This window comes from Pseudomonas sp. MWU12-2345 (assembly GCF_023242385.1).
Classification (GTDB): domain Bacteria; phylum Pseudomonadota; class Gammaproteobacteria; order Pseudomonadales; family Pseudomonadaceae; genus Aquipseudomonas; species Aquipseudomonas gingeri_D.
Genome location: NZ_JALLJA010000005.1, coordinates 63,298 through 89,565 on the forward strand (window position 1 = coordinate 63,298; position 26,268 = coordinate 89,565).

The following is a 26,268-nucleotide window of genomic DNA, read 5'->3' on the forward strand; positions in this document are numbered from 1 at the left end:
CCACAACCACTTGATCGAGAGTTTCCAATGTTTCCCGAACGTTTCACATTTTCCATCGCCGACTGGGTCAACAGTTGGGTCGATGCACTGGTGACCAACTACGGCGATGTGTTCCGCCAGATTTCCGACACCCTGCTGTGGGCCATCGTCAATCTTGAGGGTTTGCTCCGCACAACGCCCTGGTGGCTGATGCTGGCCATTGTCGGCGGTATCGCCTGGCACGCCACCCGCAAGCGGGTCACCACCACCGTTATCGTCGGCCTGTTGTTTCTGGTGGGGGCCGTCGGCCTGTGGGACAAGCTGATGCAGACCCTGGCACTGATGCTGGTGGCGACGCTGATTTCGGTACTGATCGGCATTCCCCTGGGTATTCTCTCGGCCCGCAGCGATCGCCTGCGTTCAGTGTTGATGCCGTTGCTGGACATCATGCAGACCATGCCCAGCTTCGTGTACCTGATCCCGGTGCTGATGCTGTTCGGCCTGGGCAAGGTCCCGGCGATCTTTGCCACGGTGATCTACGCCGCGCCGCCGCTGATCCGCCTGACCGACCTGGGCATCCGCCAGGTCGACGGCGAAGTCATGGAAGCGATCAACGCCTTTGGCGCCAACCGCTGGCAGCAACTGTTCGGTGTGCAACTGCCGTTGGCCCTGCCGAGCATCATGGCCGGGATCAACCAGACCACCATGATGGCGCTGTCGATGGTGGTGATCGCCTCGATGATCGGTGCCCGTGGCTTGGGTGAGGACGTGCTGGTGGGTATCCAGACCCTGAACGTCGGTCGCGGCCTGGAAGCCGGCCTGGCGATCGTGATTCTCGCGGTGGTGATCGATCGCATTACCCAGGCCTATGGTCGTCCACGCCATGAGGTGAGCAAATGAGCGAGGCCATCGTCAGCAAGATCGAAGTCAAGAACGTCTTCAAGATCTTCGGTTCACGCGAGAAGGACGCGATGAGCCTGATTCGCCAGGGCAAGACCAAGGACCAGGTGCTGGCCGAGACCGGTTGCGTGATCGGGGTCAACGACCTGTCGCTGAGTGTCAGTACCGGCGAGATCTTCGTGATCATGGGCCTGTCGGGTTCCGGCAAGTCGACCCTGGTGCGGCATTTCAACCGCCTGATCGACCCCACCAGCGGCGCGATCCTGGTGGACGGCGTGGACATTCTCCAGCACGACATGGAGGCGCTGCGCGAATTTCGTCGGCACAAGATCAGCATGGTGTTCCAGAGCTTCGGCCTGTTGCCCCACAAGACCGTGCAGGAAAACGTCGCCTACGGCCTCAAGGTCCGGGGCGAGAGCAAGGAAGTCTGCGCCGAGCGCGCCTTGCACTGGATCAATACCGTGGGCCTGAAAGGCTACGAGAACAAGTACCCGCACCAGCTGTCGGGCGGTATGCGCCAGCGTGTGGGCCTGGCCCGGGCCTTGGCGGCGGACACCGACATCATTCTGATGGACGAGGCGTTCAGTGCCCTGGACCCGCTGATCCGGGCGGAGATGCAGGATCAGTTGCTGGAGCTGCAGAAGACCTTGCACAAGACCATTGTGTTTATCACCCATGACCTGGATGAAGCGGTGCGGATCGGCAATCGGATTGCGATTCTCAAGGACGGCAAGTTGATCCAGGTCGGGACGCCGAAGGAGATCCTGCATTCGCCGGCGGATGAGTATGTGGATCGGTTTGTTCAGCGGCGTGCCGCGATCGTTTAAGCAGATGAGGTTGAAGATGTCCCAGGCTGAAAAAATCGTTATCGCCGACGCCCCCTTGCGTTGGCAGGATGTGGTCGCGGTGGCGCGTCATGGCGCGTTGCTTGAACTGGCGCCGCAGACCTGGGCGCGGATCGACAACGCCCAGGCCATCGTCCAGCGTATCGTCCTCAGCGGTGAGCGCGCCTATGGCGTGAACACCGGCCTCGGCGCGCTATGCAATGTGTCGCTGTCCGGCGAGCAACTCAGCCAGTTGTCGCGCAACACCCTGCTCAGCCATGCCTGCGGTGTCGGCGCGCCGTTGCCCGACGAACAGACCCGGGCCATCCTCTGCGCCGCCATCGTCAACTACAGCCACGGCAAATCCGGCCTGCACCGCCAGGTGGTCGAAGCCCTGCTGGCCCTGCTCAACCGTGGTATCACCCCGCAAGTGCCGGCCCAGGGCTCGGTGGGTTACCTGACCCATATGGCCCATATCGGCATCGCCCTGCTCGGTGTCGGCCAGGTGAGCTATCGCGGGCAGATCGTTCCGGCGCACCAGGCCCTGGCCGCCGAAGGCCTGGAACCGGTGCAACTGGGGGCCAAGGACGGTCTCTGCCTGGTCAACGGCACGCCGTGCATGACTGGCCTGAGCTGCCTGGCCCTGGCCGACGCGACCCGCCTGCTGCAATGGGCCGATGTGGTCGGCGCCATGAGCTTCGAGGCCCAGCGCGGGCAGATCGCCGCGTTTGATGCGCAAATCATCGCACTCAAGCCCCATCCCGGCATGCAGCAGGTCGGCAACAACCTGCGCAGCCTGCTCGACGGCAGCGAAGTGATCGCCGCCAGCCTGGGTATTCGCACCCAGGACGCCCTGAGCCTGCGCTCGATCCCACAAGTCCACGGCGCCGCCCGCGACCAGTTGGACCACGCCACCCGGCAGATCGAAATCGAACTCAACGGCTGCACCGACAACCCGTTGCTGCTGGGTACGCCGGACAACTACCGGGTGATGTCCCAGGCCAACCCCCATGGCCAATCGGTGGCCCTGGCGGCGGACCTGCTGGCAATCGCCATGGCGGAAATCGGCTCGATTGCCGAACGCCGTCTCGATCGCCTGATCAACCCCCATGTCAGCGGCCTGCCGGCGTTCCTGGTGAGCAACCCCGGGGTCAACTCCGGGATGATGATCGTGCAGTACGTCGCCGCGTCCCTCTGTGCGGAAAACCGCCAGTTGGCGCAGCCGGCGGTGCTCGACAACTACGTCACCTCGGGCCTGCAGGAAGACCACCTGAGCCTGGGCACCAACGCCGCGCTGAAATTGCACCGGGCCCTGGAAAACTGCATGCAGATCCTCGCCATCGAGTACCTGCTGGCGGCCCAGGCCTTCGAATTCCTCAAGGAGCAGCGTTTCGGCGCCGGCACCGAGCGCGCCTGGAAACTGCTGCGCGAGCGCGTTCCGGCCTACGACCAGGACCGCTGGCTGGCACCGGACATTGCCAGCGCGGCGAGCCTGCTCAAGGACCCACTATTGATCCAGGGCAGGTTTCCCGACCTGCACTGATTCCACGAATAACCAGCGTGCCAAGGCGCCTCCGGCTCAAAAAGTCGGCGGCGACGGATAACGGAAGCTTCCGGAGCGTCTGGTAGTTGATAAAACTCTCAAAAGGAGCATGAATGTGACTGCGTTGAACCTGATTCCCGGCCAACTGAGCCTGGCCCAACTGCGTGCCATCTACCAGCAGCCGGTGAAACTGACCCTGGACGACAGTGCCTCGGCACAGATCGAAGCCAGCGTGGCCTGCGTCGAACAGATCCTCGCCGAAAACCGCACCGCCTACGGCATCAACACCGGTTTCGGCCTGCTGGCCTCGACCCGTATCGCCAGCGAAGACCTGGAAAACCTCCAGCGCTCCCTGGTGCTGTCCCATGCCGCCGGTGTCGGCGTGCCGATCAGCGATGCGCTGGTACGCCTGATCATGGTGCTCAAGGTCAACAGCCTGAGCCGTGGTTTCTCCGGGATTCGCCGCCAGGTGATCGACGCCCTGATCGCCCTGATCAATGCCGAGGTCTACCCGCACATTCCGCTGAAAGGTTCGGTCGGCGCTTCCGGCGATCTCGCGCCGCTGGCCCATATGTCTCTGGTGCTGCTGGGTGAAGGCAAGGCCCGCTACAAGGGTGAATGGCTGGACGCCCATGCGGCGCTGAAGCAGGCCGGCCTGCAACCGCTGACCCTGGCCGCGAAGGAAGGCCTGGCGCTGCTCAACGGCACCCAGGTGTCCACCGCCTTTGCCCTGCGCGGTCTGTTCGAAGGCGAAGACTTGTTCGCCGGCGCCCTGGTCAGCGGTGCGCTGACGGTTGAAGCGGTACTGGGCTCGCGTTCGCCGTTCGACCCGCGTATCCATGCCGCCCGTGGTCAACATGGCCAGATCGATGCGGCTGCCGCCTATCGCCACCTGCTGGGCGAGCGCAGCGAAGTGTCCGACTCCCACGAGAACTGCGAGAAGGTCCAGGACCCGTACTCCCTGCGTTGCCAGCCACAGGTCATGGGCGCCTGCCTGACCCAGTTCCGCCAGGCCGCCGAAGTGCTGGTGATCGAAGCCAACGCGGTGTCCGACAACCCGCTGGTATTCGCCGCCGAAGGCGATGTGATCTCGGGCGGCAACTTCCACGCCGAGCCGGTGGCCATGGCCGCTGACAACCTGGCGTTGGCGATTGCCGAAATCGGTTCCCTGAGCGAGCGCCGCATCTCGCTGATGATGGACAAGCATATGTCGCAGCTGCCGCCGTTCCTGGTGGCCAATGGCGGCGTCAACTCCGGCTTCATGATCGCCCAGGTGACCGCCGCGGCCCTCGCCAGCGAGAACAAGGCCCTGGCGCACCCCCACAGCGTCGACAGCCTGCCGACTTCCGCCAACCAGGAAGACCATGTGTCGATGGCCCCGGCAGCTGGCAAGCGTCTGTGGGAAATGGCTGAAAATACCCGTGGGATTCTGGCGGTGGAATGGCTGGCGGCTTGCCAGGGTCTGGACCTGCGCAATGGCCTGAAAACCTCGCCGGCCCTGGAAACCGCGCGGGCGACCTTGCGTGAGGAAGTGGCGTACTACGAGAAGGACCGTTTCTTTGCCCCGGATATCGAGGCGGCGACCGAGTTGCTGGCTTCCCGTTGCCTGAATGCGCTGGTCCCGACCAAGTTGCTGCCAAGCCTGTAAGCGTTGCCCGAGAACGGACTGGGGTTGAGCCCGCTCGTCACAAGGCGGCGGGTCAGCCAGTTTGCGGGTTGTTGCCACCCGGCAGATGCGTTTTGCCTGCGCGTGCCGGGTTGGGTACTCTGCGACCCCTTTTGCGGCCGGGCGGTCGCAAGACACTCGCCATCAGTCTGATTCTCATCGAGTTTTACCGATAAGAATAATTAAGGACGAGCAATGCAACAGCAAGTCAAAGGTTTGAAACGCGGGCTTTCGGCCCGACATATTCGCTTCATGGCCCTGGGGTCCGCTATCGGCACCGGGCTGTTCTACGGCTCCGCCTCGGCCATCCAGATGGCCGGTCCGGCCGTGCTGCTGGCCTACCTGATCGGCGGCGCCGCGGTGTTCATGGTCATGCGCGCCCTCGGCGAAATGGCCGTGCACGATCCGGTCGCCGGTTCCTTCGGCCACTACGCCAGCACCTACATCGGTCCCCGTTCCGGTTTTATCCTCGGTTGGACCTATGCATTCGAGATGGTTATCGTCGGCCTGGCCGACGTCACGGCCTTCGGCATCTATATGGGCTTCTGGTTTCCCGACGTCGATCGCTGGGTCTGGGTGCTCGGCGTGGTCTTCTTTATCGGCGCGCTGAACCTGTGCACGGTCAAGGTCTTCGGCGAAATGGAGTTCTGGCTGTCGCTGCTCAAGGTCGGCGCCATTGTCGCGATGATCCTCGGCGGCTTCGGCATTATGTTCTTCGGCATCAGCACGGCCACGCCCTCGGCGAGCGTCGGTATCAGTAACCTCTGGAGCAACGGCGGCTTCATGCCCAACGGCGCGGCCGGGATGATCGCCTCGTTCGCGGTGGTCATGTTCGCCTTCGGCGGTATCGAGATCATCGGTGTCACCGCCGGTGAAGCCCAGGACCCGCAGCGGGTGATCCCCAAGGCGATCAACGCGGTGCCACTGCGCATCCTGCTGTTCTACGTGCTGACCCTGTTCGTGCTGATGTCCCTCTACCCGTGGCAGCAGATCGGTAGCCAGGGCAGTCCCTTCGTGCAGATCTTCCAGAACCTGGGGATCGGCTCGGCGGCGACAGTCCTCAATATCGTGGTGATCTCGGCGGCGATTTCCGCCATCAACAGCGATATCTTCGGCGCCGGGCGCATGATGTACGGCCTGGCCGAGCAAGGTCATGCGCCGAAGGCCTTTGCCAAGCTGTCCCGCGCCGGCGTGCCGTGGATGACCGTGGTGGTCATGGCCGCCGCGCTGCTGCTGGGGGTGCTGCTCAACTATCTGATCCCGGAAGACGTGTTCCTGCTGATCGCGTCCATCGCCACCTTCGCCACGGTGTGGGTGTGGATCATGATTCTGGTCACCCAGGTGGCCATGCGCCGTTCCATGAGCCGTGAACAGGCCGCGCAACTGAAGTTCCCGGTGCCGTTCTGGCCCTATGCGCCGATGGCGGCGATTGCCTTCATGGTGTTTATCTTCGGCGTGCTGGGCTATTTCCCCGACACCCGGCCGGCGCTGATCGTCGGTGCGATCTGGATCGGCCTGCTGGTGCTGGCCTACCAGGTCTGGGTCAAGCCGAAGGCGGCCCAGGCCGCAGGCGTTCAGCAAGAACCTGCTTTGTCTCATCGATAACCTAACGGAGGCCCCGGATGAAAACGCTTTGGCAGAACTGTCACGTTGCAAGCATGGCGCAAGGCACTTACTCGATCATCGAGGATGCCGCCATCGTGACCGTGGCGTCGACGATCGAGTGGATCGGCCCGCGCGCCGAACTGCCGGCGGCGGATTATCCCCGGGTCGAGGACCTGGACGGCGCCTGGGTCACGCCGGGGCTGATCGATTGCCACACCCACACGGTGTTCGGCGGCAACCGCAGCGGTGAATTCGAGCAGCGCCTGCAAGGCGTGAGTTATGCCGAGATCGCCGCCGCCGGTGGCGGGATTGCCAGCACTGTGCGGGCGACCCGTGCCGCCAGCGAGGACGAGTTGTTCGCCAGCGCCCGGCAACGCCTGACCTGCCTGCTGCGCGACGGTGTGACCAGCGTCGAGATCAAGTCCGGCTACGGCCTGGACCTGGACAGCGAGCGCAAGATCCTCAAGGTGATTCGCCGCCTCGGCGCCGAGCTGCCGGTCAGTGTGCGCAGCACCTGCCTGGCCGCCCATGCCTTGCCGCCGGAATATGTCGGGCGGGCCGACGATTATATCGAGCATATCTGCAGCGAAATGCTTCCGGCCCTGGCGGCCGAAGGCCTGGTGGATGCGGTGGATGCCTTCTGCGAATACCTGGCGTTTTCCCCCGATCAGGTCGAGCGGGTATTCAAGGTCGCGCAGCAACTGGGCCTGCCGGTAAAGCTGCATGCCGAGCAGCTGTCGTCACTGCATGGTTCGAGCCTGGCGGCGCGTTACCAGGCGCTGTCGGCGGACCACCTGGAATTCATGACCGAAGAGGACGCCATCGCCATGGCCGCCTCCGGTACCGTCGCGGTGCTGTTGCCCGGGGCGTTCTACTTTCTGCGCGAAACCCAGTTGCCGCCGATGGATGCCCTGCGCAAACACGGCGTGAAAATGGCCATCGCCAGCGACCTCAACCCTGGCACCTCGCCGGCGCTGTCCCTGCGCTTGATGCTGAACATGGCCTGCACCCTGTTCCGCATGACCCCGGAAGAGGCCCTGGCCGGCGTGACCCAGCATGCCGCCACGGCGTTGGGCATGGGTGCTACCCACGGTTCGCTGGAGATCGGCAAGGTTGCGGATTTCGTCGCCTGGCAGATCGAGCGACCGGCGGATCTGGCCTACTGGCTGGGCGCTGACCTGAGCAAGCGCGTGGTGCGCCATGGTGTCGAAGTATTGATCTAGGAGATTGTCCCGTGGATAACGTTCTGAGTTTCAAACAAGGTCGCGTGCCGCTGTTGATCAGCATGCCCCATGCTGGTGTGCAACTGACCCCAGCGGTCAAGGCCGGGTTGGTCCCCGAGGCACAAAGCCTGGAGGACACCGACTGGCACATCCCGCGGCTCTATGATTTCGCCGCTGACCTGGGCGCCAGCACTCTGGAGGCCCGTTATTCGCGGTTTGTCATCGACCTGAACCGGCCGTCCGACGACAAGCCGCTGTACGTCGGTGCCACCACCGGTCTGTATCCAGCCACCCTGTTCAATGGTGAGCCGTTGTTCGTCGAAGGGCAGGTGCCGTCGGCCGAGGAGCGGGCGAACTACCTGGAGCAGGTCTGGACGCCTTATCACCAGACCTTGCAGCAGGAACTGGCGCGGCTCAAGGCCGAGTTCGGTTACGCCTTGCTGTTCGACGCCCACTCGATTCGCTCGGTGGTCCCGCATCTGTTCGACGGCAAACTGCCGGACTTCAACCTGGGCACCTTCAACGGTGCCAGCTGCGACCCGCAACTGGCGGCTCTGCTGGAAGGCATCTGTGCCGGGCATCCGGCTTATAGCCATGTGCTGAACGGGCGCTTCAAGGGCGGGCATATCACCCGTCACTATGGTGACCCGGCGCAGAACATCCACGCGGTGCAGCTCGAACTGGGGCAGTGCACCTACATGGAAGAGTTCGAACCGTTCAACTACCGCAGCGACCTGGCGGAACCGACGCGGGTCGTGCTCAAGGAGCTGCTGCAAGGCCTGCTGGCCTGGGGCCGCGAGCACTACGGGCGCTGATTTATCCCGGGAGCACCTCGACGCCCGGGCTCAGGAAGTCGATGTGATAACCGCTGGCGCCGTCCCCCAGGCCCACATGCACGCCGCTGACGCCTTCGTTCATCGGCGAGTTGTGGCTGTAGTTGATATTCGGTCCGATGGTGTCGTTGACGCCAATGGCGAACTCGCTGAGGTACAACCCCCGCTCGCCCGCGGCCCGCGTCAGCAGCCCGGCATATTCCTGCCCGGCGACCTTGAATGAGCGCACCTGGTTGTGTTCGATATGCAGCCAGGCCTGGTGCCGGGCGACACGCTGGGTCAGTTCCAGCAACTGTTCGTCGACGCCGCTGGCCAGCGGCGTCCGGCAACGGCCCTGGGAGGTCAGCAGGCCGCTGATGCGCAGGATACCGTTCAATTGAAAGAGATCGGGGCTGTCCGGGCGCATGTGCGCGTAATGCACCTCGAACAATTCCGAGACGGACAATACGAACCGCTCGCTGATCTCGTCGCGGGTCGTGACATAGGGGGCCGAACGGCTTTTCAACCAGACATCGGCCCGCGATCCCTCTCCGACCAGATGCAGGCGTTGGTGCCGGCTCAAGAGCCTGAGATGGTCGCGCTGGCGCCTCAGGCAGTCGGCGAAATCGCTGCGCAGTAACAGCATCAGGCTGTACAGCGCATTTTCCAGGCCTGAATCGAAAGCGTGCAACGGGCAGAGAATGCATTGTTTGTCCCGGGTCCTGGCCGCGCGCTCATAGAATTGCCGGGCGCCCTGCCTGGTAAAGGAAAACACCAGGCTTTGCGCCGGCAGCGGTTCGGTCGAGTCGACGACGGCGGCATCCAGCCCCAGTTCGGAGAGGGCACGGATAAACATTTCGTTGTCAGCGAGGATGATGGCTTTCTCCGGGTAGGAAAGCAGGCCCGGCAAACAGTCTTGTTGCATTGGAAACTCCCTTTCACTTTTGCACGGCTACCCCGGCAGAACGGCTCCTGCCGCTCTACGTGACCTGGCTATTGAAGCGTTTATCGGGCCGGCTTGAACACTGACCGAACGGCTAGGCAGCGTCCGACGGAAGGGCGCGTGCGACAAATGCGTCTGTACACCCTCACTTTTGACAAGGGCATGCCGATTCCGCGATTCGGGTTTATGATGCCGGACGGCAGAATAATATGAAGTCCCCATCAGGGATGACCTCGACCCCTACGGAGCGCGTGATGCAGACTTTGTACCCGCAGATCAAACCCTACGCCCGGCACGATCTGGCCGTGGATGAAACGCATGTACTGTATGTCGATGAAAGTGGTTCGCCGGAAGGCTTGCCGGTGGTCTTTATCCACGGAGGCCCGGGAGCCGGTTGCGATGCGCAGAGCCGGTGCTATTTCGACCCCAACCTGTTTCGTATCATCACCTTCGACCAGCGCGGTTGCGGGCGCTCAACCCCCCATGCGAGCCTGGAGAACAACACCACCTGGGACCTGGTGGCGGACCTCGAGCGGATTCGCCAGCACCTGGGGATTGAAAAATGGGTGCTGTTCGGCGGCTCCTGGGGCTCGACGCTGTCCCTTGCCTACGCCCAGACCCACGCGGAGCGGGTGCATGGCCTGATCCTGCGGGGGGTTTTCCTGGCCCGGCCACAGGACGTCGATTGGCTCTACCAGAGCGGGGCCAGCCGTCTGTTCCCGGATTACTGGCAGGACTACATGGCGCCGATCCCGCTGGATGAGCGCGACGACCTGCTCAACGCATTCCACAAGCGTCTGACCGGCAACGACCAGATCGCCCAGATGCACGCGGCCAAGGCTTGGTCCCTGTGGGAAGGCCGTACCGCGACGCTGCGCCCGAACCCGCTGGTGGTCGATCGCTTCTCCGAGCCGCAGCGCGCGCTGTCGATTGCCCGGATCGAATGCCACTACTTCACCAACAACTCCTTTCTCGAACCCAACCAACTGATCCGCGACATGGACAAGATCGCCCACCTGCCGGGGGTGATCGTGCACGGTCGCTACGATGCGATCTGCCCATTGGACAACGCCTGGGAGTTGCACCAGGCCTGGCCCAACAGCGAGTTGCAGGTGATTCGCGATGCCGGTCACGCGGCTTCCGAGCCGGGGATCACCGATGCCCTGGTACGCGCGGCCGACCAGATGGCCCGACGCCTGCTCGACCTGCCTCTCGAAGAAGCATGAAGGGGCTGTTGCAACGGGTCAGCGGCGCGCGGGTGGAAGTGGCGGGAGAAATCGTCGGGGCCATCGACCAGGGGTTGCTGGTGCTGCTGGCGGTGGAACCGGGCGATACCCAGGCACAGGCCGACAAACTGCTGAAGAAGCTGCTTAACTATCGGGTGTTCAGTGATCCGCAGGGCAAGATGAACTTGTCCCTGGCGGACACCGGCGGCGGGTTGCTGCTGGTGTCGCAGTTCACCCTGGCGGCCGATACCCGGAGTGGATTGCGTCCGAGCTTCTCCACGGCGGCGCCTCCGGCGCTCGCCGAGGTGTTGTTCGACTACGTAGTGGCACAGGCGCAACGCTTGCATGGGCAGGTGGCGACCGGGCGTTTCGGGGCGGACATGCAGGTACATCTGGTCAATGATGGCCCTGTGACCTTCCTGTTACAGACCTGAATGCATCAAAAACGACGTACTTGGCTGAAAACAGGAGGTTTTCGCGATAAATACTTTGTTTCACCTGATGCGTTGTAACGCGGCCTACTAGATAATCGCGCGCTACGGGGATCGGCGTTCGTTGGTCCAATTTGACTTAGGTAGAGACTTGTCCGTGACCGTTTGGGGAATCATTTGCCCCCATGGGAGTCGGAACAATGCTCGCCAACCTGGCATATAGATAGCTAGCCGTTGGTTTTTGATCTGTTTTCGGCGAGGGTTGCTCGTGATTGTTAGTCCCTGTAATGCTCCAACACTGACCGCCAAAGGGTTGAGAAAAGCACTGGTGGCGGGCTCGGCACTGCTTTGCCTGCTCAGCGCCGGCCAACTCTTTGCCTTCAATCTGGATGATGTGTCGGCCAAGGCCAAGACGCTGGCCGGGCAGAAATACGAAGCTCCGCGCAGCAATCTGCCGAACGAGTTCCGTGACATGAAGTTCGCGGACTACCAGAAAATCCGTTTCCTGACCGACAAGGCCGAATGGGCGGGCGAGAAAACCCCCTTCAAACTGTCGTTCTACCATCAGGGCATGCACTTCGATACGCCGGTGAAAATCAACGAAATCACCGCCGACGATGTGAAAGAGATCAAGTACGACCCGACCCGTTTCGATTTCGGTGACGTCAAGTTCGATCCTAAATCCACCGAACAGCTGGGTTATGCCGGCTTTCGTGTGCTTTACCCGATCAACAAGGCGGACAAGCAGGACGAGATCATGACCATGCTCGGCGCGAGTTACTTTCGCGTCGTCGGCAAGGGCCAGACCTATGGCCTGTCGGCCCGTGGCATGGCCATCGACACTGCCTTGCCGTCCGGCGAAGAGTTCCCGCGCTTCACCGAGTTCTGGATCCAGCAACCGAAGCCGACCGACAAGCACCTGGTGATTTTCGCCCTGTTGGACTCGCCACGGGCCACCGGCGCCTACCGCCTGATCCTGCGTCCGGGCACCGACACCATCGTCGACGTGAAGGCGCAGATGTTCCTGCGTGACAAGGTCGGCAAGCTCGGCGTAGCGCCGTTGACCAGCATGTTCCTGTTCGGCGCCAACCAGCCGTCCAAGGTCCTCAACTACCGTCGCGAGCTGCATGACTCCAGCGGCCTGTCGATCCATGCCGGCAATGGCGAGTGGGTCTGGCGTCCGCTGAACAACCCGAAACACCTGTCGGTGAGCAATTTCTCCGTGGAAAACCCACGGGGCTTTGGCTTGCTGCAACGTGGCCGTGATTTCAGCCACTACGAAGACCTTGACGACCGTTACGACAAGCGCCCAAGCGCCTGGATCGAGCCCAAGGGCGACTGGGGCAAGGGCACCGTCGACCTGGTGGAGATTCCGACCGCCGACGAAACCAACGACAACATCGTGGCTTTCTGGAACCCGGCCGAACGCGCCGACACCGGTCAGCCGATGAACTTCGCCTACCGCCTGCACTGGACCACTGATGAAGCGGCCCTGCATTCGCCGGACGGCGCCTGGGTCAAGCAGACCCTGAAGTCCACCGGCGACGTCAAGCAATCCAACCTGATCCGTCAGCCGGACGGCAGCGTGGCCTACCTGATCGACTTCGAAGGTCCGTCCCTCAAGGCCCTGCCTGAAGACGCGCCGGTACGCAGCCAGGTCAGCGTCGGCGACAACGCCGAACTGGTGGAAAACAGCCTGCGCTACAACCCGGAAACCCAGGGCTGGCGCCTGACCCTGCGCCTGAAGGTCAAGGATCCGGGCAAGGCCACCGAGCTGCGCGCGAACCTGGTCAAGGACCTCGCCACGGCGGATCCGGCCAAGGTCGCGGTCTCTTCCCAGGTGGTCAAGGCCGACAAGGTTGCGGCCAAGCAGCAGGAGAAAGAGAAGGCCCTGGAGAAGAAAGAGCAGGCTCAGGAGAAGAAGGATCCGGCCCAGGATAAGAAAGAGCCGGTCCAGGACAAGAAGGATCTGGCCCAGGATAAGAAAGAGCCCGCCCAGGACAAGAAAGAGCACGACGCCGCGGCGCCGGCTCCCGAGGCTGCCCCTATCACCCCGGAGCCGGTGCCGACTGAGCAAGTCCTGACCGAGACCTGGAGCTACCAGTTGCCTGCCGATGAGTAACCCAAACGTACAGCCAGAGGCTCTTTTCGAGTACCTGGCACACTTGCCGCTGAGCAATGAGCAACGTGCGGAGCTGGCGAACTGTACCTCGTTCGCCGAACTGCACGAGCGCCTGAGCGAACAACCGCTGCTTGACTCCGCCGAGGCCGCGCAGGCTTCGGTGGGGCGCCGCCTGACCCTTGATTCGGCCGCCGAGCTGGAAGACGCCGAGATGCTCGCGGTGGATGCTTCCGGGCGCGTGCGCCTCAAGGCCACGCCGCCGATCCGCCGGACCAAGGTGGTCCCGGAGCCTTGGCGCACCAATATCCTGGTGCGCGGCTGGCGGCGTATGACCGGACGGAGCAATCCGCCGGCGCCCAAGGACGACAAACGCGACCTGCCCCATGCGCGCTGGCGCACCGTGGGTTCGATTCGTCGTTATATCCTGCTGGTGTTGATGCTCGGCCAGACCATCGTTGCCGGTTGGTATATGAAAGGCATCATGCCTTACCAGGGCTGGGCCTTCGTCGATCTCAACGAAGTGGTGCATCAACCGCTGTTGCAGACCGCCCAGCAAGTGCTGCCCTACCTGCTGCAAACCAGCATCCTGGTGCTGTTCGGGATTCTGTTCTGCTGGGTTTCGGCGGGTTTCTGGACCGCGCTGATGGGCTTTCTCGAATTGCTCACCGGGCACGACAAGTACCGTATCTCCGGTGCCAGCGCCGGCAGCGAGCCGATCGCCAAGGATGCGCGTACCGCCATCGTCATGCCGATCTGCAATGAAGACGTGCCGCGAGTCTTTGCCGGCCTGCGGGCGACCTTCGAGTCGGTGGCGGCCACCGGTGACCTGGACCGCTTTGACTTCTTCGTCCTCAGCGACAGTAACGACACCGATATCTGCGTCGCCGAGCAACAGGCCTGGCTGGATGTCTGCCGCGAAGCCTCGGGCTTCGGCAAGATCTTCTACCGCCGTCGCCGTCGTCGCGTGAAGCGCAAGAGCGGTAACCTTGACGACTTCTGCCGTCGTTGGGGTGGCGACTACAAGTACATGGTGGTGCTCGACGCCGACAGCGTCATGAGCGGCGAGTGCCTGACCAGCCTGGTGCGGTTGATGGAAGCCACGCCGGACGCCGGGATCATCCAGACCGCGCCACGGGCGTCGGGCATGGACACCCTCTATGCGCGCATGCAGCAGTTCGCGACCCGCGTCTACGGTCCGTTGTTCACCGCCGGCCTGCACTTCTGGCAGCTGGGCGAATCCCACTACTGGGGTCACAACGCGATCATCCGCATGAAGCCGTTTATCGAGCACTGCGCCCTGGCGCCGTTACCCGGTAAAGGTGCCTTCGCCGGCGCGATCCTCTCCCACGACTTCGTCGAGGCCGCGCTGATGCGCCGTGCCGGCTGGGGCGTATGGATCGCCTACGACCTGCCGGGCAGCTACGAAGAACTGCCGCCGAACCTGCTCGACGAGCTCAAGCGCGACCGCCGCTGGTGCCACGGCAACCTGATGAACTTCCGCCTGTTCCTGGTCAAGGGCATGCACCCGGTGCACCGCGCGGTGTTCCTCACCGGCGTGATGTCCTACCTGTCGGCGCCGCTGTGGTTCTTCTTCCTGGTGCTGTCGACGGCCCTGCTGGCGGTCAACACGCTGATGGAGCCGCAGTACTTCATGGAGCCGCGCCAGCTCTATCCGCTGTGGCCGCAATGGCATCCGGACAAGGCGGTGGCGCTGTTCTCCACCACCATCGTGCTGTTGTTCCTGCCCAAGCTGCTGAGCATCATCCTGATCTGGGCCAAGGGTGCGAAAGAGTTCGGTGGCAAGTTCAAGGTGACCCTGTCGATGCTGCTGGAGATGTTGTTCTCCATGCTTCTGGCACCGGTGCGGATGATTTTCCACACCCGTTTCGTCCTGGCCGCGTTCCTCGGCTGGGCGGCGACCTGGAACTCTCCGCAGCGTGACGACGACTCCACGCCGTGGGGCGAAGCGGTGCGCCGGCATGGTCCGCAAACCCTGTTGGGTGCGCTCTGGGCGCTGCTGGTGGTCTGGCTCAACCCGAGCTTCCTCTGGTGGCTGACCCCGATCGTCGGTTCGCTGATGCTGTCGATCCCGGTCTCGGTGATTTCCAGTCGGGTCAACCTGGGCTTGCGTTCCAGGGATGAGAGCCTGTTTCTCATTCCCGAGGAATACAATCCGCCCCAGGCGCTGCAGGCAACGGATGAGTACACCCACGAAAACCGTTGGCATGCGCTGAATGACGGCTTTGTCCGGGCCGTGGTCGATCCACGCCAGAATGCCCTGGCCTGCGCCCTGGCAACGGCCCGTCACGGCCACGCCGAGCCGATCGAATGGCTGCGTGTCGAGCGTGTTCGGCATGCGCTGAAGGTCGGGCCATCCGGTCTGGACAATCAGTCGCGCCTGCACCTGCTGAGCGATCCGGTGGCCCTGACCCGCCTGCATGAGCAGGTCTGGAGCGAAGGCCACGCCGAATGGTTGGGCGCCTGGCGCGACTCGATCAAGGCCGATCCCCATGCGCCGTTGCTGCCCCTGCAGCCGGCCACAGCGCCGGCCCAGCCGGCCTGACGCCCGAGGGGCCGCGGTGTGACAAGCACCGCGGCCCCTTTGTCATTTGGTAACAAAAGACCCGTCCCCCCTTGGTGTTGCCCCGTACTCGAGTACGTTAGGATCGCCCCCCAAAATCGTGCCCGCCAGATCACGGCGACTGTGTGTTCGCGCAGGCTGGCACGACCGGAAAAGCGGCCCTGGGGAGTTTCATGATGAAAAGGTTTCTGTCGATGCTGCTGCTGGGCATCGTTGTGCTCACTCACGCCTGTGGGGTGCAGGCGGGTGCCGTTGATGACGCGCTCAAGCGCGGCACGCTGAGAGTCGGGACCAATCCGACGTATATCCCCTTCGAAATGACGAGCAAGCGCGGCGAAATCATCGGTTTCGAAATCGACCTGTTGCGGGAAATGAGCCGAGCGCTGGGGGTCAAGCTGGAACTGGTGGCCAGTCCTTACGCCGAGTTGCTCCCCGGTTTACTGGCGAACAAGTTCGACCTGGTCGCCAGCGGCATGACCCTGACCCAGGAGCGCAACCTGCGACTCAACTTCAGCGATGCCTTTATCGTGGTCGGGCAGACGCTGTTGATCCCCCTGGAACTGGGCAGCAAGGTGCAGAGTTTCGAGGACCTCAACGAGGCCGGCTATCGCATCGCCGCCAAGGCCGGGACCACGGGGGAAATCGTTGCAAAAAAAATGATGGGCGCAGCCCAACTGAGCACCTATGCCAATGAGGAAGAGGGCGTGCAGGCCGTGCTCGACGGCAAGGCCGACGCCTTTGTCCATGACGCCCCCTACAACCTGGTGGCGGTGAACAAGCTGGGTGACGGCAAGCTGTTGTGCCTGGACCAGCCGTTCACCTACGAACCGCTGGCCTTCGGGGTGAAGAAGGGCGACCACGACAGTCTCAACTGGATCAACCACTTTCTCCACCAGATCGCCGAAGATGGCACCTACGATCGGATCCACGACAAGTGGTTCAAGACCAGCGACTGGCTGGCCGAGATCGATTGAGCCCGGGCGCGATCTTGCGGGCAGCATAAACCTCATGTGGGAGCGGAGCTTGCCCGCGAAGAGGCCCGTGAGAACGCCAAAAGCTTCGCGGCGGTGCGGCGATCCGACAAGCTCCGCTCCCACAAAAGCGCGCATAACAGGGAGTGGGGGCTCAGACTTTGAAACGCTCCACCAGCCGCTGCAACTGTGCCCCCAGCTGACTCAGCTGCAGGCTGGCGGCGGCTGTTTCATCACAGGCGTTGGCAGTCTGCTGTGACATATCCCGCACATGCAACACGCTGCGGCTGATCTGCTCGGCGACGACACTCTGTTCTTCGCCGGCGGCGGCGATCTGCTCGTTCATCCCGAGGATCTGCGACACGCTGCGGCTGATGGCTTCCAGCTTGCCGCCGCTGTGGCGGCTCGACTCGACGCTGTGGCGGGTCAGTTTGCGGCTGTTGTCGAGCATGCCCGCGACCTCCTGGGTCCCGCCTTGCAAGGCCACGATCAGGTCCTTGATCTCTTGTGCCGAGTCCTGGGTACGCTGCGCCAGGCAGCGCACCTCGTCGGCGACCACGGCGAAGCCAGTGCCGGCCTCGCCGGCCCGGGCCGCCTCGATGGCGGCATTCAGGGCCAGCAGGTTGGTTTGCTGGGACACCGACTTGATCACGTCGAGCACGCTGCCGATCCGCTCGCTTTCGCGCTGGAGCCCGCCCATGGCCTGGGAGCAGCGCTGCATATGTTGCTCGAGCTGTTCGATCTGTTCGATAGCATCGGCCACGGCGCTGTCACCTTCACGGGCCTGCTGGTCGGCCTGGGTCGCCGCCACGGAGGCGGTTTCGGCGTGGCGGGCGACTTCGAGCACGCTGGCGCTCATCTGTTTCATGGCGGCGGCCACTTGCTCGGTGGCGGCGTACTGGCTGCTGACGCTGGCGTCGGTCTGTTCGGTACTGTTCGACAGGTGTTCGGCGGCGCTGGCCACCCGCGAAGCGCTGATGCCGATGCCACGGATCAGCTCCCGCAGGCCCAGGGTCATGCCGCGCATGGCCTGTTGCAACTGGCCGAGCTCGTCCTGGCGATCCACCGCCACATCGCGGCTCAGGTCGCCCGCGGCGATATGGTGGGCCAGCTTCAGGCTGCGTGAGAGCGGGATCAGCAATTGGCGGCTGAGGACCCAGGCGGCCAGGGTCGCGATCAACCAGGCCAGCAGGGCTATTTTCGCCAGCAGCCATTTCGCCGCCTGGGTCTGGCGATCACGGGCCTGGGTCTGGCTGCGGCTGAGATCCTCGTTGCCGGCCAGCAGCTGGTTGCCCAGGCCTTCCATCACATTGTGGGCCGCCTCGGTGAGCAGTTGCGCGTCCTTGAAACGCTGCAGGGCCTCGCGGTAGTGGCGCAGTTCCAGCAGCATGCGCTGGTGGTCGTCGGCCAGTGGCGCCGTCAGCGGTGCCACCTGGGTTTCAAGTTGTCCAAGCCGGTCGATCGCCTTCAGTGCCTGCTCGGAATAGGCTTGCAGCGAATCGGCCAGATAGGCCGGTGTCTGCACGCTGGCGTGGGTCTCGTTGAGCAGTTGACGGAGTTCTTCGACCCGTTTGAGCGGGGCCTGCCACTGTTGCTCGTGGGGACTCTTGCCGGCTTCGCGCAATTGATGGGCGGCAAAGCGGGCCACCGCCTGGGTGGCCTGGGTCAGGCCGGCGTTCATCCGCTTGCGGGCGCGGTCACGATCGCGAAGGTTTTCATCGAGATCGTCGAGGGTGGTCTGGAAACCTTGGGCCGCGTGCTGCTGGTCGGCGAGGATCTGTCGTTCGCCCGGGTCCGTCAGGCGCGGCAGGAGCGTCGTCAGCAGTTTCTCGATGCTCGCCAACTGGCGGGTGATCCGGGTGCGACTCTGCGGGTCGTTCAGCACCCGGAAGGCGATGCGATCAGCGCGCATGTCACTGGTCAGGCGGCTGAGCCGGGCGATGCTCGACAGCGTGTGCGAGCGCTCTACCGTGGTACTCAGGGCGTGCCAGCCGGTGAGAGTGATCGCCAGGGTCAAGAGCAATACCAGGCCAAAGCCCAGGGCCAGTTTGAAGCGGATACTGCGGTCGCGCAGTGCGCGGGTCAGCCAACGGAACATGGTGAATCTCCTGCCAAACAGATAAGTCCATGGCCCTCACGCGCGAGTGCGTGGGGCATGTTCTGTCATCGGCTTGGACGCGGGAGATGCGACCTGAATGGGCTGTAGGGGGATTCCCTTATGGGTGAAGGTTTTTGCTTTCTGCCTGTCGAACGCGTACTTGTAGGAGCATGGCTTGCCAGCGAAGAGGACCTTGAGATCGCCAAAAGTTTCGCGGGCAAGCCCTGCTCCTACAGGGCACCGAGTACATCCGGGTGATGGGCGAGGGGGCTATGAAAAGAGCGTTGGTGGATCAGAACAACCGGGCGAGCAGGGCGGTCACGGCGGTCTCGACCCGCAGGATGCGTTCGCCGAGTTGCACCGGTTGCAGCCCGGCCTTGCCCAGCAGGTCGATTTCGTAAGGAATCCAGCCGCCTTCCGGGCCGATGGCCAGGGTCACCGGCTCATCCAGGCCACGAGGGCAGGCCGGGTAGTCACCGGGGTGGCCGACCAGGCCGAGAGTGCCCGCGCTGATGGCCGGCAGGCGGTCTTCGACAAAGGGCTTGAAGCGTTTCTCGATAACGATTTCCGGCAGCACGGTGTCGCGGGTCTGCTCCAGGCCGAGGATCAGTTGCTCGCGAATCGCTGCGGGTTCGAGGAACGGGGTCTGCCAGAAGCTCTTTTCCACCCGGTAGCTGTTCACCAGCAGCACTTTCGGTACGCCGAGGGTGGCGACGGTCTGGAACACCCGGCGAAGCATTTTCGGGCGCGGCAGGGCGAGGATCAGGGTCAGCGGCAGTTTCGCCGGTGGCGCGCGATCCAGGCTGACTCGCAACTCGGCTTCCGTGGCATCCAGGCGCAGCACCTCGGCGCTGCCCATCAGGCCGCCGATACGCCCGACCCGCAAGCTGTCGCCCACCGCCACGCGATGGACTTCCTGCATATGGGTCAGGCGCCGATCGCGCAGCACCACGAGGTCGGCCGCGATAAAGTCGGCCTCCTCCAGAAGCAGCAGGTTCACGTCAGCGGGGCTGGCGGCTGGGCGTCGTCGCGGTCGGCGGCCTCTTCGTCACTGCGTTTGCGGACCAGGCCACCGAACAGGATGCCGATCTCGAACAGCAGCCACATCGGCACCGCCAGCAGGGTCTGGGAGAAGACGTCCGGCGGAGTCAGGATCATGCCGACCACAAAGCAGCCGATGACCACGTAGGGACGGATCTTCTTCAGGTACTTGACGTCGACCACGCCGATCCACACCAGCAGCACCACCGCCACGGGGATTTCGAAGGCCACGCCGAAGGCGAAGAACAGCGTCATCACGAAGTCGAGGTAGCTGGTGATATCGGTCATCATTTCCACGCCGGCAGGGGTGGCGGCGGCGAAGAACTTGAAGATCAGGGGGAACACCAGGAAGTAGGCGAAGGCCATGCCGGTGTAGAACAGCAGGATGCTCGATACCAGCAGCGGCACGGCGATGCGTTTTTCATGCTTGTACAGGCCCGGTGCGATAAAGCCCCAGATCTGGTGCAGGATCACCGGGATGGCCAGGAACAGCGAGACCATCATGGTCAGTTTGAGCGGCGTCAGGAACGGTGACGACACGTCGGTGGCGATCATCGTCGCGCCCGCTGGCAGGTACTGGCGCAGCGGGATCGAGACGAAGGTGTAGATCTGCTGGGTAAAGGCGAACAGCCCGGCGAAGATCAGGAAGATCGCCGCGACACAGCGCAGCAGGCGGGTGCGCAGCTCGGTGAGGTGCGAAACCAGCGGCATGTGCTGGTCGTTTTCCGGAATATCGCTCATGGGGCTCGCGGCGGCAATGTAGGGTCATGAGGCGCAGGCGCGGCGGTTGGCGTCGTGCTTGCGGGTTCTGTCAGGTGCGGCGCGGGCTCCACGGCACCGAGTACCGCTACCGGCTCGGCGGCGCTCACTGGCGTCGGCGGGATTTCCGTCGACACGGGTGGAGCGGTGTGGATCGTCTGCTCCACCACCGGCTCGGCCGGCGTGCTGGTGGCGATCGGCGAGAGGATCTTGCGAGCCTCCTGCTCCAGCGAGAGGATGTGCTCGTTGTGCAGTTGCCGACGGATCTCGTCGGCGCCGATCTCGCGTTCCACTTCCTGCTTGATCGCGTTGAAGCTGCGCTTCAACCGGCCGACCCACAGGCCTGCCGTGCGCGCGGCATGGGGCAGGCGCTCGGGGCCGAGCACCAACAGGGCCACCAGGCCCACGAGCAGCAGTTCACTGAAGCTGATACCGAACATTTGTCAGTACTCAAGAATTGTTGCGGGGCTCGTCAACTTTCTGCGCCTGCACATCGATGGTGTGCGGCGTGTTCTGCTGGGCGGTAGCCTGTGGCTGTACCGGTGGCGCCGGTTGCACGACAGGGGGGACCACCGGCTCGGCAGGTTTTTCTTCGTCGTTCATGGCCTTGCGAAAGCCCTTGATCGATTCGCCGACGTCAGTGCCCAGGTTCTTCAGTTTCTTGGTGCCGAACACCAGCACGACGACAACCAGGATGACGATCCAGTGTTTCCAGTCAAAAATGCCCATGATGCTGCTCCTCTCGAAAGTTGTTAGGCGGACGGGCGCGAGGCTTTCTCGACGTGTCCGGACAGGCCGAAGCGGCGATCCAGTTCGTCCAGCACGGCCTGCGGATGCTGCCCCAGTTGGGCGAGCATGACCATACTGTGGAACCACAAATCGGCGGTTTCGTAGATGACGTCGCTGCAGTCGCCACTGATCGCGGCATCCTTTGCAGCAATAATAGTCTCGACCGACTCTTCGCCAACCTTTTCCAGGATCTTGTTCAGGCCTTTGTGATAGAGGCTGGCGACGTAGGAGCTGTCGGCGGCGGCGCCTTTGCGCTCTTCCAGCACTTGGGCCAGACGGGTCAGGGTGTCAGTCATGTTCAGTGTCCTGCCGAGTAGATGCTGTGCGGGTCCTTGAGGACCGGGTCGACGATCTTCCAGTCGCCGTTTTCATACACGCGGTAGAAGCAACTGTGCCGGCCTGTGTGGCAGGCGATATCACCGACCTGCTCGACCATCAGGATGATCACGTCGGCGTCGCAATCCAGGCGCATTTCGTGCAGGTGCTGCACATGGCCCGACTCTTCGCCCTTGCGCCACAGCTTGCCACGGGAGCGTGACCAGTAAATGGCGCGGTTTTCGCTGGCGGTCAGTTGCAGCGCTTCGCGGTTCATCCAGGCCATCATCAGCACGCGCCCGGTCTTGTGATCCTGGGCAATGGCCGGCACCAGGCCGTCACTGTCCCATTTGATCTCGTCCAGCCAGTCTTTCATCTTCGACTCCGACAACCGGACACCACCCGCGTGGTGATGCCTCGGCGAATTAACAGTGTGCCAGCCCACGGCCCGACTGGCTATCGGCGCACGATCAGATACAAACCGACGATCACCATGATCGCCGCCGGCCAATGGCCAAGCTCGTGCAGCGGCCCACCGGCGGCCAGTACCACGCCGCCGCCGAGGTGCGCACTGCCGAGCAGGCGCAGGAGCCAGTCGTCCTTGCGCCTGGTTTTCGGCTCGGGATTGCTGGCGTGGGGTTGGGCCATGCGTTCGAGCAGGTCGCGGGTCATATTGGCCAGGTGCGGCAACTGCTCGATCTGGCCGTGCAGGTTGCCGAGCAGGGTTCTCGGGCTGACACGCTCGCGCATCCAGCGTTCGAGGAACGGCTGGGCGGTGCTCCACAGGTCCAGGTCCGGGTACAGCTGGCGGCCCAGGCCTTCGATATTGAGCAGGGTTTTCTGCAATAACACCAACTGCGGCTGGACTTCCATATTGAAGCGCCGCGCGGTCTGGAACAGGCGCATCAGCACCTGGCCGAAGGAGATGTCCTTGAGCGGTTTTTCGAAGATCGGCTCGCAGACGGTGCGGATCGCCGCTTCGAACTCGTTGAGCTTGGTGTGCGCCGGCACCCAGCCCGAGTCGATGTGCAACTGGGCGACCCGGCGGTAGTCACGCTTGAAGAAGGCGAACAGGTTGCGGGCCAGGTAATCCTGGTCTTCCGGGGTCAGGCTGCCGACGATGCCGCAGTCGATGGCGATGTACTTCGGGCTCCACGGGTTCACGGTGCTGACGAAGATATTGCCGGGGTGCATGTCGGCATGGAAGAAGCTGTCGCGGAATACCTGGGTGAAGAAGATTTCCACGCCACGCTCGGCGAGCATTTTCATGTCGGTGCGCTGGTCGGCCAGGGTGGCCAGGTCGGTGACCTGGATGCCGTAGATGCGCTCCATCACCAGCACTTTCGGCCGGCACCAGTCCCAGTAGACCTGGGGCACGTACATCATCTCCGAACCTTCGAAGTTGCGCCGCAGCTGGCTGGCGTTGGCCGCCTCGCGCAGCAGGTCGAGTTCGTCGTAGATGGTCTTTTCGTAGTCGCTGACCACGTCCACCGGGTGCAGCAGGCGGGCGTCGGCCGAGACCCGCTCGGCGGCCCGGGCGAGCAGGAACAGCCACGCCAGGTCCTGGGCGATGATCGGCTTGAGGCCGGGGCGGATGACCTTCACCACCACTTCCTCGCCGCTCTTGAGCTGGGCGGCATGCACTTGGGCTACCGAGGCCGAGGCCAATGGTTCGATATCGAAGCGGCTGAAAACTTCGCCGATCTTCTTGCCCAGTTGCGCCTCGATCAGCGTGACCGCGGTCTGCGAGTCGAACGGCGGCACGCGGTCCTGGAGCAGCATCAGCTCGTCGGCGATGTCCTCGGGCAGCAAGTCGCGGCGGGTCGAGAGGATCTGGCCGAACTTGATAAAGATCGGTCCCAGGTCCTGCAAGGCCAGGCGCAGGCGTGCGCCACGACTCAGGTCCAGGGTCTTGCGCGGGAACCAGCGCCAGGGCAGGGCAAAGCGCAGCGCCAGGAGGAACCAGGGCAGGGGCAATTCGAACAGCAGGTCATCGAGACGGTAACGGATCACGACGCGCTGGATGCGCAACAGACGGCGGACGGCAAGCAGCTTCATGCGTTATCGCTGGATTTGAGGGATCGGGAAAGGCGCTCGACACGCGCCTCGAGACGTTCCAGGTCGAGCTTTACCCGGTCCAGTTCGGCGAAGCGCGCTTCGGCCTCATGGGTGCCGACCAGGGCACGGGACTCTTCACTGAGGTATTCGGCGAGGTTCTGCTTCAGGCTGACGAAACCCTGCTTGTACCAGCCGGCGCGGCTGCGCAGGTGACCGCTGAGCAGGGGCGTGGCGATCGGTCCGAGCCAGTGCGAGAGTTCGTACTCCCAATCCAGCTCCAGGTCCTGGAGTACCCCGGCGAGGTCCAGCAGCACCGCGCTGTCGCCTTCCAGGTCGACCTCGGGGCTGTGGAGCACGGCGGTCTTGTCGCGGCTCAGGGCCAGGTTCAGCAGGCTCGAGGCCGGGGCGCGGAGAATGCAGTCGGCTTCGGCGGCCCAGTGCGCGGCCAGTAGCAGGCCTTCGTCGCTGGGCAGGATGAACAGCTTCAGGGCCGGGCTGGCGCAGTCGACTTCGATGACTTTGCCGGTCAGGTGGCCCAGGCGGCTCAAGGCCGTGCTGTCGAGGCGCAACACACGGTTGAGACCGTGTTCGACGCCGGCGAGAAGGCCGCTGAGGATCATCAGGGCTTGATGCCGCGATGCAGGGCGACGATGCCCGCGGTCATGTTGTGGTAGGTCACGCGGTCGAAACCGGCTTCCATCATCATCGACTTCAGGGTTTCCTGGTTCGGGTGCATGCGGATCGATTCGGCCAGGTAGCGATAGCTTTCCGAGTCGTTGGTGATCAGCTTGCCGGCCAGGGGCATGAAGGCGAACGAATAGGCGTCGTAGACCTTGGACATCAGCGCGTTGGTCGGCTTGGAGAACTCCAGCACCAGCAGGCGGCCGCCGGGCTTGAGGACTCGCAGCATGGAGCGCAGGGCGTCTTCCTTGTGGGTGACGTTGCGCAGGCCGAAGGCGATGGTCACGCAGTCGAAATGGTTGTCCGGGAACGGCAGTTTTTCCGCGTCGGCCTGGACGAACTCGACATTGCCGGCCACGCCCAGGTCCAGCAGGCGATCACGGCCGACCTTGAGCATGGAGGCGTTGATGTCGGCCAGCACCACCTGGCCGGTGGGGCCCACCAGGTGCGAGAACTTGCGCGCCAGGTCGCCGGTGCCGCCGGCGATATCCAGCACCCGGTTACCCGTGCGCACGCCGGACAGCTCGATGGTGAAGCGCTTCCAGAGGCGATGCATGCCACCGGACAGCACGTCGTTCATCAGGTCGTACTTGGCGGCCACGGAGTGGAACACCTCGGCGACCTTCTCGGCCTTTTGGCTTTCCGGTACGTTCTTGAAGCCGAAGTGCGTGGTGGGTTCGGCATCGCTGCCTTTGCGCTGATCAGTCATGTCGCTGTCACCAGAAGAGAATGCGGGCATTCTAATCCCGGTGGCCGGCTTTGTCTTGGCAAGGGTGCATGTAAGATAGGCAACCGCCGGGACGTTTTGACGCATTCAGGGTCAGGAATCACCGGGCAAGTCCCGATAGAGCAGGAGTCATTCGATGGCCCGTATTAGTGTTGAACGCGCCCATGGCCTGGGCAAGGCCGGTGCACGCGAGAAGGCCGACCAGTTGGCGCAGAAGCTGGCCGGGCAGTATGGCCTGGAGCCGCAGTGGTCCGGCGATACCCTCAACCTCAAGCGTTCCGGGGTCAAGGGCGCGGTGCATGTGAGTGAAGAAACGATCCACGTCGAGGTCGAGCTGGGCCTGTTGATGTCGGCCATGAGCGGCACCATCAAGGCCGAGATCGAAAAGGCCCTGGACAAGGCGCTGGTCTGATTCGCGGTCCTTGCGCCTGCAAGGATCAGGGCACCCCTGTCGCGGGTTAGGGTGCCCATTCTAATTTTTGTCATTACTTTGTGCATAAGCCCCCATTCCGGTGGGCAGATCCTCCAACCCTTCACGTGTGAGGTGCACCATGGCCAAAGTAAGTCTGAAGAAAAAATCCGACGGTCAGCCAACCGCCCTGGCTGAGGTGAAAGTGTATGCCCGCAAGATCTGGCTGGCGGGTCTGGGCGCTTATACCAAGGTCGGCCGCGAAGGCAGCGAGTACTTCAAGGAACTCGTGGAAGCTGGTCAAGACGTTGAAAGAGAAGGCAAAAAACTGATTGGCGCGCAGCGTGAAGCGGCCAACAGCCAGATCGATAACGTTAAGAGCGAAGTCACCAGCCTCAAGGGCAAGGTGGAAGTGCAACTGGACAAGGTCGAGAAGGCCTTTGACAACCGTGTCGCCAGTGCCTTGAATCGCATCGGGATTCCGTCTAAACATGATGTGGAGACACTCTCTGCTAAGCTCGATGAGCTGACGGCATTGCTCGAACGTGTCGCGCGTAAACATTAA

General features: G+C 63.2%; 25 protein-coding genes. 14 read left to right on the forward strand and 11 right to left on the reverse strand.

What is annotated here, in order from left to right; all coding sequences use genetic code 11:
- Positions 1-27: 27 nt before the first annotated feature.
- The 7 genes from M5C71_RS12500 (at position 28) to hutG (ending at position 8,555) form a co-directional block, all read left to right on the forward strand.
- Positions 28-879 (forward strand): proline/glycine betaine ABC transporter permease, encoded by an 852-nt coding sequence (locus tag M5C71_RS12500; RefSeq protein WP_248767952.1) that lies wholly within the window; start codon positions 28-30, stop codon positions 877-879.
- Entirely contained in the window at positions 876-1,706 is an 831-nt protein-coding gene (locus M5C71_RS12505) for a glycine betaine/L-proline ABC transporter ATP-binding protein (RefSeq protein ID WP_248767953.1), read from the forward strand. Before M5C71_RS12500 ends, M5C71_RS12505 begins: the two co-directional genes overlap by 4 nt.
- A 16-nt stretch (positions 1,707-1,722) precedes the next feature.
- Positions 1,723-3,246, forward strand: coding sequence for a histidine ammonia-lyase (gene hutH, locus M5C71_RS12510; protein WP_248767954.1), 1,524 nt, complete (start codon positions 1,723-1,725; stop codon positions 3,244-3,246).
- A 109-nt stretch (positions 3,247-3,355) separates the two neighbouring features.
- Positions 3,356-4,894 (forward strand): histidine ammonia-lyase, encoded by a 1,539-nt coding sequence (hutH, locus tag M5C71_RS12515; RefSeq protein ID WP_248767955.1) that lies wholly within the window; start codon positions 3,356-3,358, stop codon positions 4,892-4,894.
- A 213-nt stretch (positions 4,895-5,107) separates the two neighbouring features.
- The gene (locus tag M5C71_RS12520) at positions 5,108-6,517 is read left to right on the forward strand and encodes an amino acid permease (protein WP_248745375.1); all 1,410 of its coding nucleotides are present in this window, start codon (positions 5,108-5,110) and stop codon (positions 6,515-6,517) included.
- Positions 6,518-6,534: 17 nt separating this feature from the next.
- The gene (gene hutI, locus M5C71_RS12525; protein WP_248767956.1) at positions 6,535-7,740 is read left to right on the forward strand and encodes an imidazolonepropionase; all 1,206 of its coding nucleotides are present in this window, start codon (positions 6,535-6,537) and stop codon (positions 7,738-7,740) included.
- Between the two features lie 11 nt (positions 7,741-7,751).
- Positions 7,752-8,555, forward strand: a complete 804-nt coding sequence (hutG, locus tag M5C71_RS12530) for an N-formylglutamate deformylase (RefSeq protein ID WP_248767957.1) — start codon at positions 7,752-7,754, stop codon at positions 8,553-8,555.
- Position 8,556: 1 nt separating this feature from the next.
- Here hutG and M5C71_RS12535 read toward each other — a convergent pair whose 3' ends face one another.
- Positions 8,557-9,477 (reverse strand): hypothetical protein, encoded by a 921-nt coding sequence (locus M5C71_RS12535; protein WP_248767958.1) that lies wholly within the window; start codon positions 9,475-9,477, stop codon positions 8,557-8,559.
- A gap of 272 nt (positions 9,478-9,749) precedes the next feature.
- On the opposite strand from M5C71_RS12535, the gene pip reads away from it, so the two are divergent.
- The 5 genes from pip to M5C71_RS12560 all read left to right on the forward strand — a co-directional run bounded on the left by pip (position 9,750) and on the right by M5C71_RS12560 (position 16,829).
- A complete protein-coding gene (pip, locus tag M5C71_RS12540; RefSeq protein WP_103497730.1) occupies positions 9,750-10,721 on the forward strand; it encodes a prolyl aminopeptidase in 972 nt (323 codons plus the stop codon).
- Complete coding sequence (gene dtd, locus M5C71_RS12545; RefSeq protein ID WP_177103142.1) at positions 10,718-11,155, forward strand: D-aminoacyl-tRNA deacylase; 438 nt, start codon at positions 10,718-10,720, stop codon at positions 11,153-11,155. Before pip ends, dtd begins: the two co-directional genes overlap by 4 nt.
- A gap of 265 nt (positions 11,156-11,420) precedes the next feature.
- Positions 11,421-13,274 carry a glucan biosynthesis protein G gene (locus M5C71_RS12550; RefSeq protein WP_349292767.1) on the forward strand — a complete coding sequence of 618 codons (1,854 nt, stop codon included), beginning with the start codon at positions 11,421-11,423 and terminating at the stop codon, positions 13,272-13,274.
- On the forward strand, positions 13,267-15,837 hold the full coding sequence (gene mdoH / locus M5C71_RS12555; RefSeq protein WP_248745370.1) for a glucans biosynthesis glucosyltransferase MdoH: 2,571 nt from the start codon (positions 13,267-13,269) through the stop codon (positions 15,835-15,837). Before M5C71_RS12550 ends, mdoH begins: the two co-directional genes overlap by 8 nt.
- A gap of 191 nt (positions 15,838-16,028) precedes the next feature.
- Entirely contained in the window at positions 16,029-16,829 is an 801-nt protein-coding gene (locus M5C71_RS12560; RefSeq protein WP_152737770.1) for a transporter substrate-binding domain-containing protein, read from the forward strand.
- 151 nt (positions 16,830-16,980) lie between these two features.
- Here M5C71_RS12560 and M5C71_RS12565 read toward each other — a convergent pair whose 3' ends face one another.
- From M5C71_RS12565 to ubiE, 10 genes are all read right to left on the reverse strand, one after another.
- The gene (locus M5C71_RS12565) at positions 16,981-18,924 is read right to left on the reverse strand and encodes a methyl-accepting chemotaxis protein (RefSeq protein WP_248767959.1); all 1,944 of its coding nucleotides are present in this window, start codon (positions 18,922-18,924) and stop codon (positions 16,981-16,983) included.
- Between the two features lie 292 nt (positions 18,925-19,216).
- Positions 19,217-19,924: a 16S rRNA (uracil(1498)-N(3))-methyltransferase gene (locus M5C71_RS12570; protein ID WP_248767960.1), complete on the reverse strand. Its 708-nt coding sequence runs from the start codon at positions 19,922-19,924 to the stop codon at positions 19,217-19,219.
- A complete protein-coding gene (gene tatC, locus M5C71_RS12575; protein WP_177103215.1) occupies positions 19,921-20,724 on the reverse strand; it encodes a twin-arginine translocase subunit TatC in 804 nt (267 codons plus the stop codon). The genes M5C71_RS12570 and tatC overlap by 4 nt, the downstream gene beginning before the upstream one ends.
- Positions 20,703-21,164, reverse strand: a complete 462-nt coding sequence (tatB, locus tag M5C71_RS12580) for a Sec-independent protein translocase protein TatB (RefSeq protein WP_248767961.1) — start codon at positions 21,162-21,164, stop codon at positions 20,703-20,705. Before tatB ends, tatC begins: the two co-directional genes overlap by 22 nt.
- A gap of 10 nt (positions 21,165-21,174) precedes the next feature.
- Entirely contained in the window at positions 21,175-21,453 is a 279-nt protein-coding gene (locus M5C71_RS12585) for a twin-arginine translocase TatA/TatE family subunit (protein WP_103497716.1), read from the reverse strand.
- 23 nt (positions 21,454-21,476) lie between these two features.
- Complete coding sequence (locus M5C71_RS12590) at positions 21,477-21,809, reverse strand: phosphoribosyl-ATP diphosphatase (protein WP_018929162.1); 333 nt, start codon at positions 21,807-21,809, stop codon at positions 21,477-21,479.
- A gap of 2 nt (positions 21,810-21,811) precedes the next feature.
- Positions 21,812-22,204, reverse strand: coding sequence for a phosphoribosyl-AMP cyclohydrolase (hisI, locus tag M5C71_RS12595; RefSeq protein WP_248767962.1), 393 nt, complete (start codon positions 22,202-22,204; stop codon positions 21,812-21,814).
- An 80-nt stretch (positions 22,205-22,284) separates the two neighbouring features.
- A complete protein-coding gene (ubiB, locus tag M5C71_RS12600; RefSeq protein ID WP_177103134.1) occupies positions 22,285-23,886 on the reverse strand; it encodes a ubiquinone biosynthesis regulatory protein kinase UbiB in 1,602 nt (533 codons plus the stop codon).
- Positions 23,883-24,506 (reverse strand): SCP2 domain-containing protein, encoded by a 624-nt coding sequence (locus tag M5C71_RS12605; protein ID WP_177103131.1) that lies wholly within the window; start codon positions 24,504-24,506, stop codon positions 23,883-23,885. Before M5C71_RS12605 ends, ubiB begins: the two co-directional genes overlap by 4 nt.
- Positions 24,506-25,276, reverse strand: coding sequence for a bifunctional demethylmenaquinone methyltransferase/2-methoxy-6-polyprenyl-1,4-benzoquinol methylase UbiE (ubiE, locus tag M5C71_RS12610; RefSeq protein WP_177103129.1), 771 nt, complete (start codon positions 25,274-25,276; stop codon positions 24,506-24,508). Before ubiE ends, M5C71_RS12605 begins: the two co-directional genes overlap by 1 nt.
- 154 nt (positions 25,277-25,430) lie before the next feature.
- Between ubiE and M5C71_RS12615 the strand changes: the two genes are divergently transcribed.
- Both M5C71_RS12615 and M5C71_RS12620 read left to right on the forward strand, forming a co-directional pair.
- Entirely contained in the window at positions 25,431-25,706 is a 276-nt protein-coding gene (locus tag M5C71_RS12615; RefSeq protein ID WP_248767963.1) for a polyhydroxyalkanoic acid system family protein, read from the forward strand.
- A gap of 139 nt (positions 25,707-25,845) precedes the next feature.
- The gene (locus tag M5C71_RS12620) at positions 25,846-26,268 is read left to right on the forward strand and encodes a phasin family protein (RefSeq protein ID WP_248767964.1); all 423 of its coding nucleotides are present in this window, start codon (positions 25,846-25,848) and stop codon (positions 26,266-26,268) included.

Excerpts from the sequence above, each read along its gene's own strand:
- ubiB (WP_177103134.1), bottom strand. The coding sequence starts at position 23,886 with ATGAAGCTGCTTGCCGTCCGCCGTCTGTTGCGCATCCAGCGCGTCGTG.
- M5C71_RS12560 (WP_152737770.1), top strand. The coding sequence starts at position 16,029 with ATGATGAAAAGGTTTCTGTCGATGCTGCTGCTGGGCATCGTTGTGCTC.
- M5C71_RS12520 (WP_248745375.1), top strand. The coding sequence starts at position 5,108 with ATGCAACAGCAAGTCAAAGGTTTGAAACGCGGGCTTTCGGCCCGACAT.
- M5C71_RS12615 (WP_248767963.1), top strand. The coding sequence starts at position 25,431 with ATGGCCCGTATTAGTGTTGAACGCGCCCATGGCCTGGGCAAGGCCGGT.
- M5C71_RS12590 (WP_018929162.1), bottom strand. The coding sequence starts at position 21,809 with ATGACTGACACCCTGACCCGTCTGGCCCAAGTGCTGGAAGAGCGCAAA.
- M5C71_RS12500 (WP_248767952.1), top strand. The coding sequence starts at position 28 with ATGTTTCCCGAACGTTTCACATTTTCCATCGCCGACTGGGTCAACAGT.
- hisI (WP_248767962.1), bottom strand. The coding sequence starts at position 22,204 with ATGAAAGACTGGCTGGACGAGATCAAATGGGACAGTGACGGCCTGGTG.
- M5C71_RS12535 (WP_248767958.1), bottom strand. The coding sequence starts at position 9,477 with ATGCAACAAGACTGTTTGCCGGGCCTGCTTTCCTACCCGGAGAAAGCC.
- mdoH (WP_248745370.1), top strand. The coding sequence starts at position 13,267 with ATGAGTAACCCAAACGTACAGCCAGAGGCTCTTTTCGAGTACCTGGCA.
- hutH (WP_248767954.1), top strand. The coding sequence starts at position 1,723 with ATGTCCCAGGCTGAAAAAATCGTTATCGCCGACGCCCCCTTGCGTTGG.
- pip (WP_103497730.1), top strand. The coding sequence starts at position 9,750 with ATGCAGACTTTGTACCCGCAGATCAAACCCTACGCCCGGCACGATCTG.
- M5C71_RS12620 (WP_248767964.1), top strand. The coding sequence starts at position 25,846 with ATGGCCAAAGTAAGTCTGAAGAAAAAATCCGACGGTCAGCCAACCGCC.
- ubiE (WP_177103129.1), bottom strand. The coding sequence starts at position 25,276 with ATGACTGATCAGCGCAAAGGCAGCGATGCCGAACCCACCACGCACTTC.
- M5C71_RS12505 (WP_248767953.1), top strand. The coding sequence starts at position 876 with ATGAGCGAGGCCATCGTCAGCAAGATCGAAGTCAAGAACGTCTTCAAG.
- M5C71_RS12565 (WP_248767959.1), bottom strand. The coding sequence starts at position 18,924 with ATGTTCCGTTGGCTGACCCGCGCACTGCGCGACCGCAGTATCCGCTTC.
- M5C71_RS12585 (WP_103497716.1), bottom strand. The coding sequence starts at position 21,453 with ATGGGCATTTTTGACTGGAAACACTGGATCGTCATCCTGGTTGTCGTC.
- hutH (WP_248767955.1), top strand. The coding sequence starts at position 3,356 with ATGAATGTGACTGCGTTGAACCTGATTCCCGGCCAACTGAGCCTGGCC.
- hutI (WP_248767956.1), top strand. The coding sequence starts at position 6,535 with ATGAAAACGCTTTGGCAGAACTGTCACGTTGCAAGCATGGCGCAAGGC.
- dtd (WP_177103142.1), top strand. The coding sequence starts at position 10,718 with ATGAAGGGGCTGTTGCAACGGGTCAGCGGCGCGCGGGTGGAAGTGGCG.
- M5C71_RS12605 (WP_177103131.1), bottom strand. The coding sequence starts at position 24,506 with ATGATCCTCAGCGGCCTTCTCGCCGGCGTCGAACACGGTCTCAACCGT.
- tatB (WP_248767961.1), bottom strand. The coding sequence starts at position 21,164 with ATGTTCGGTATCAGCTTCAGTGAACTGCTGCTCGTGGGCCTGGTGGCC.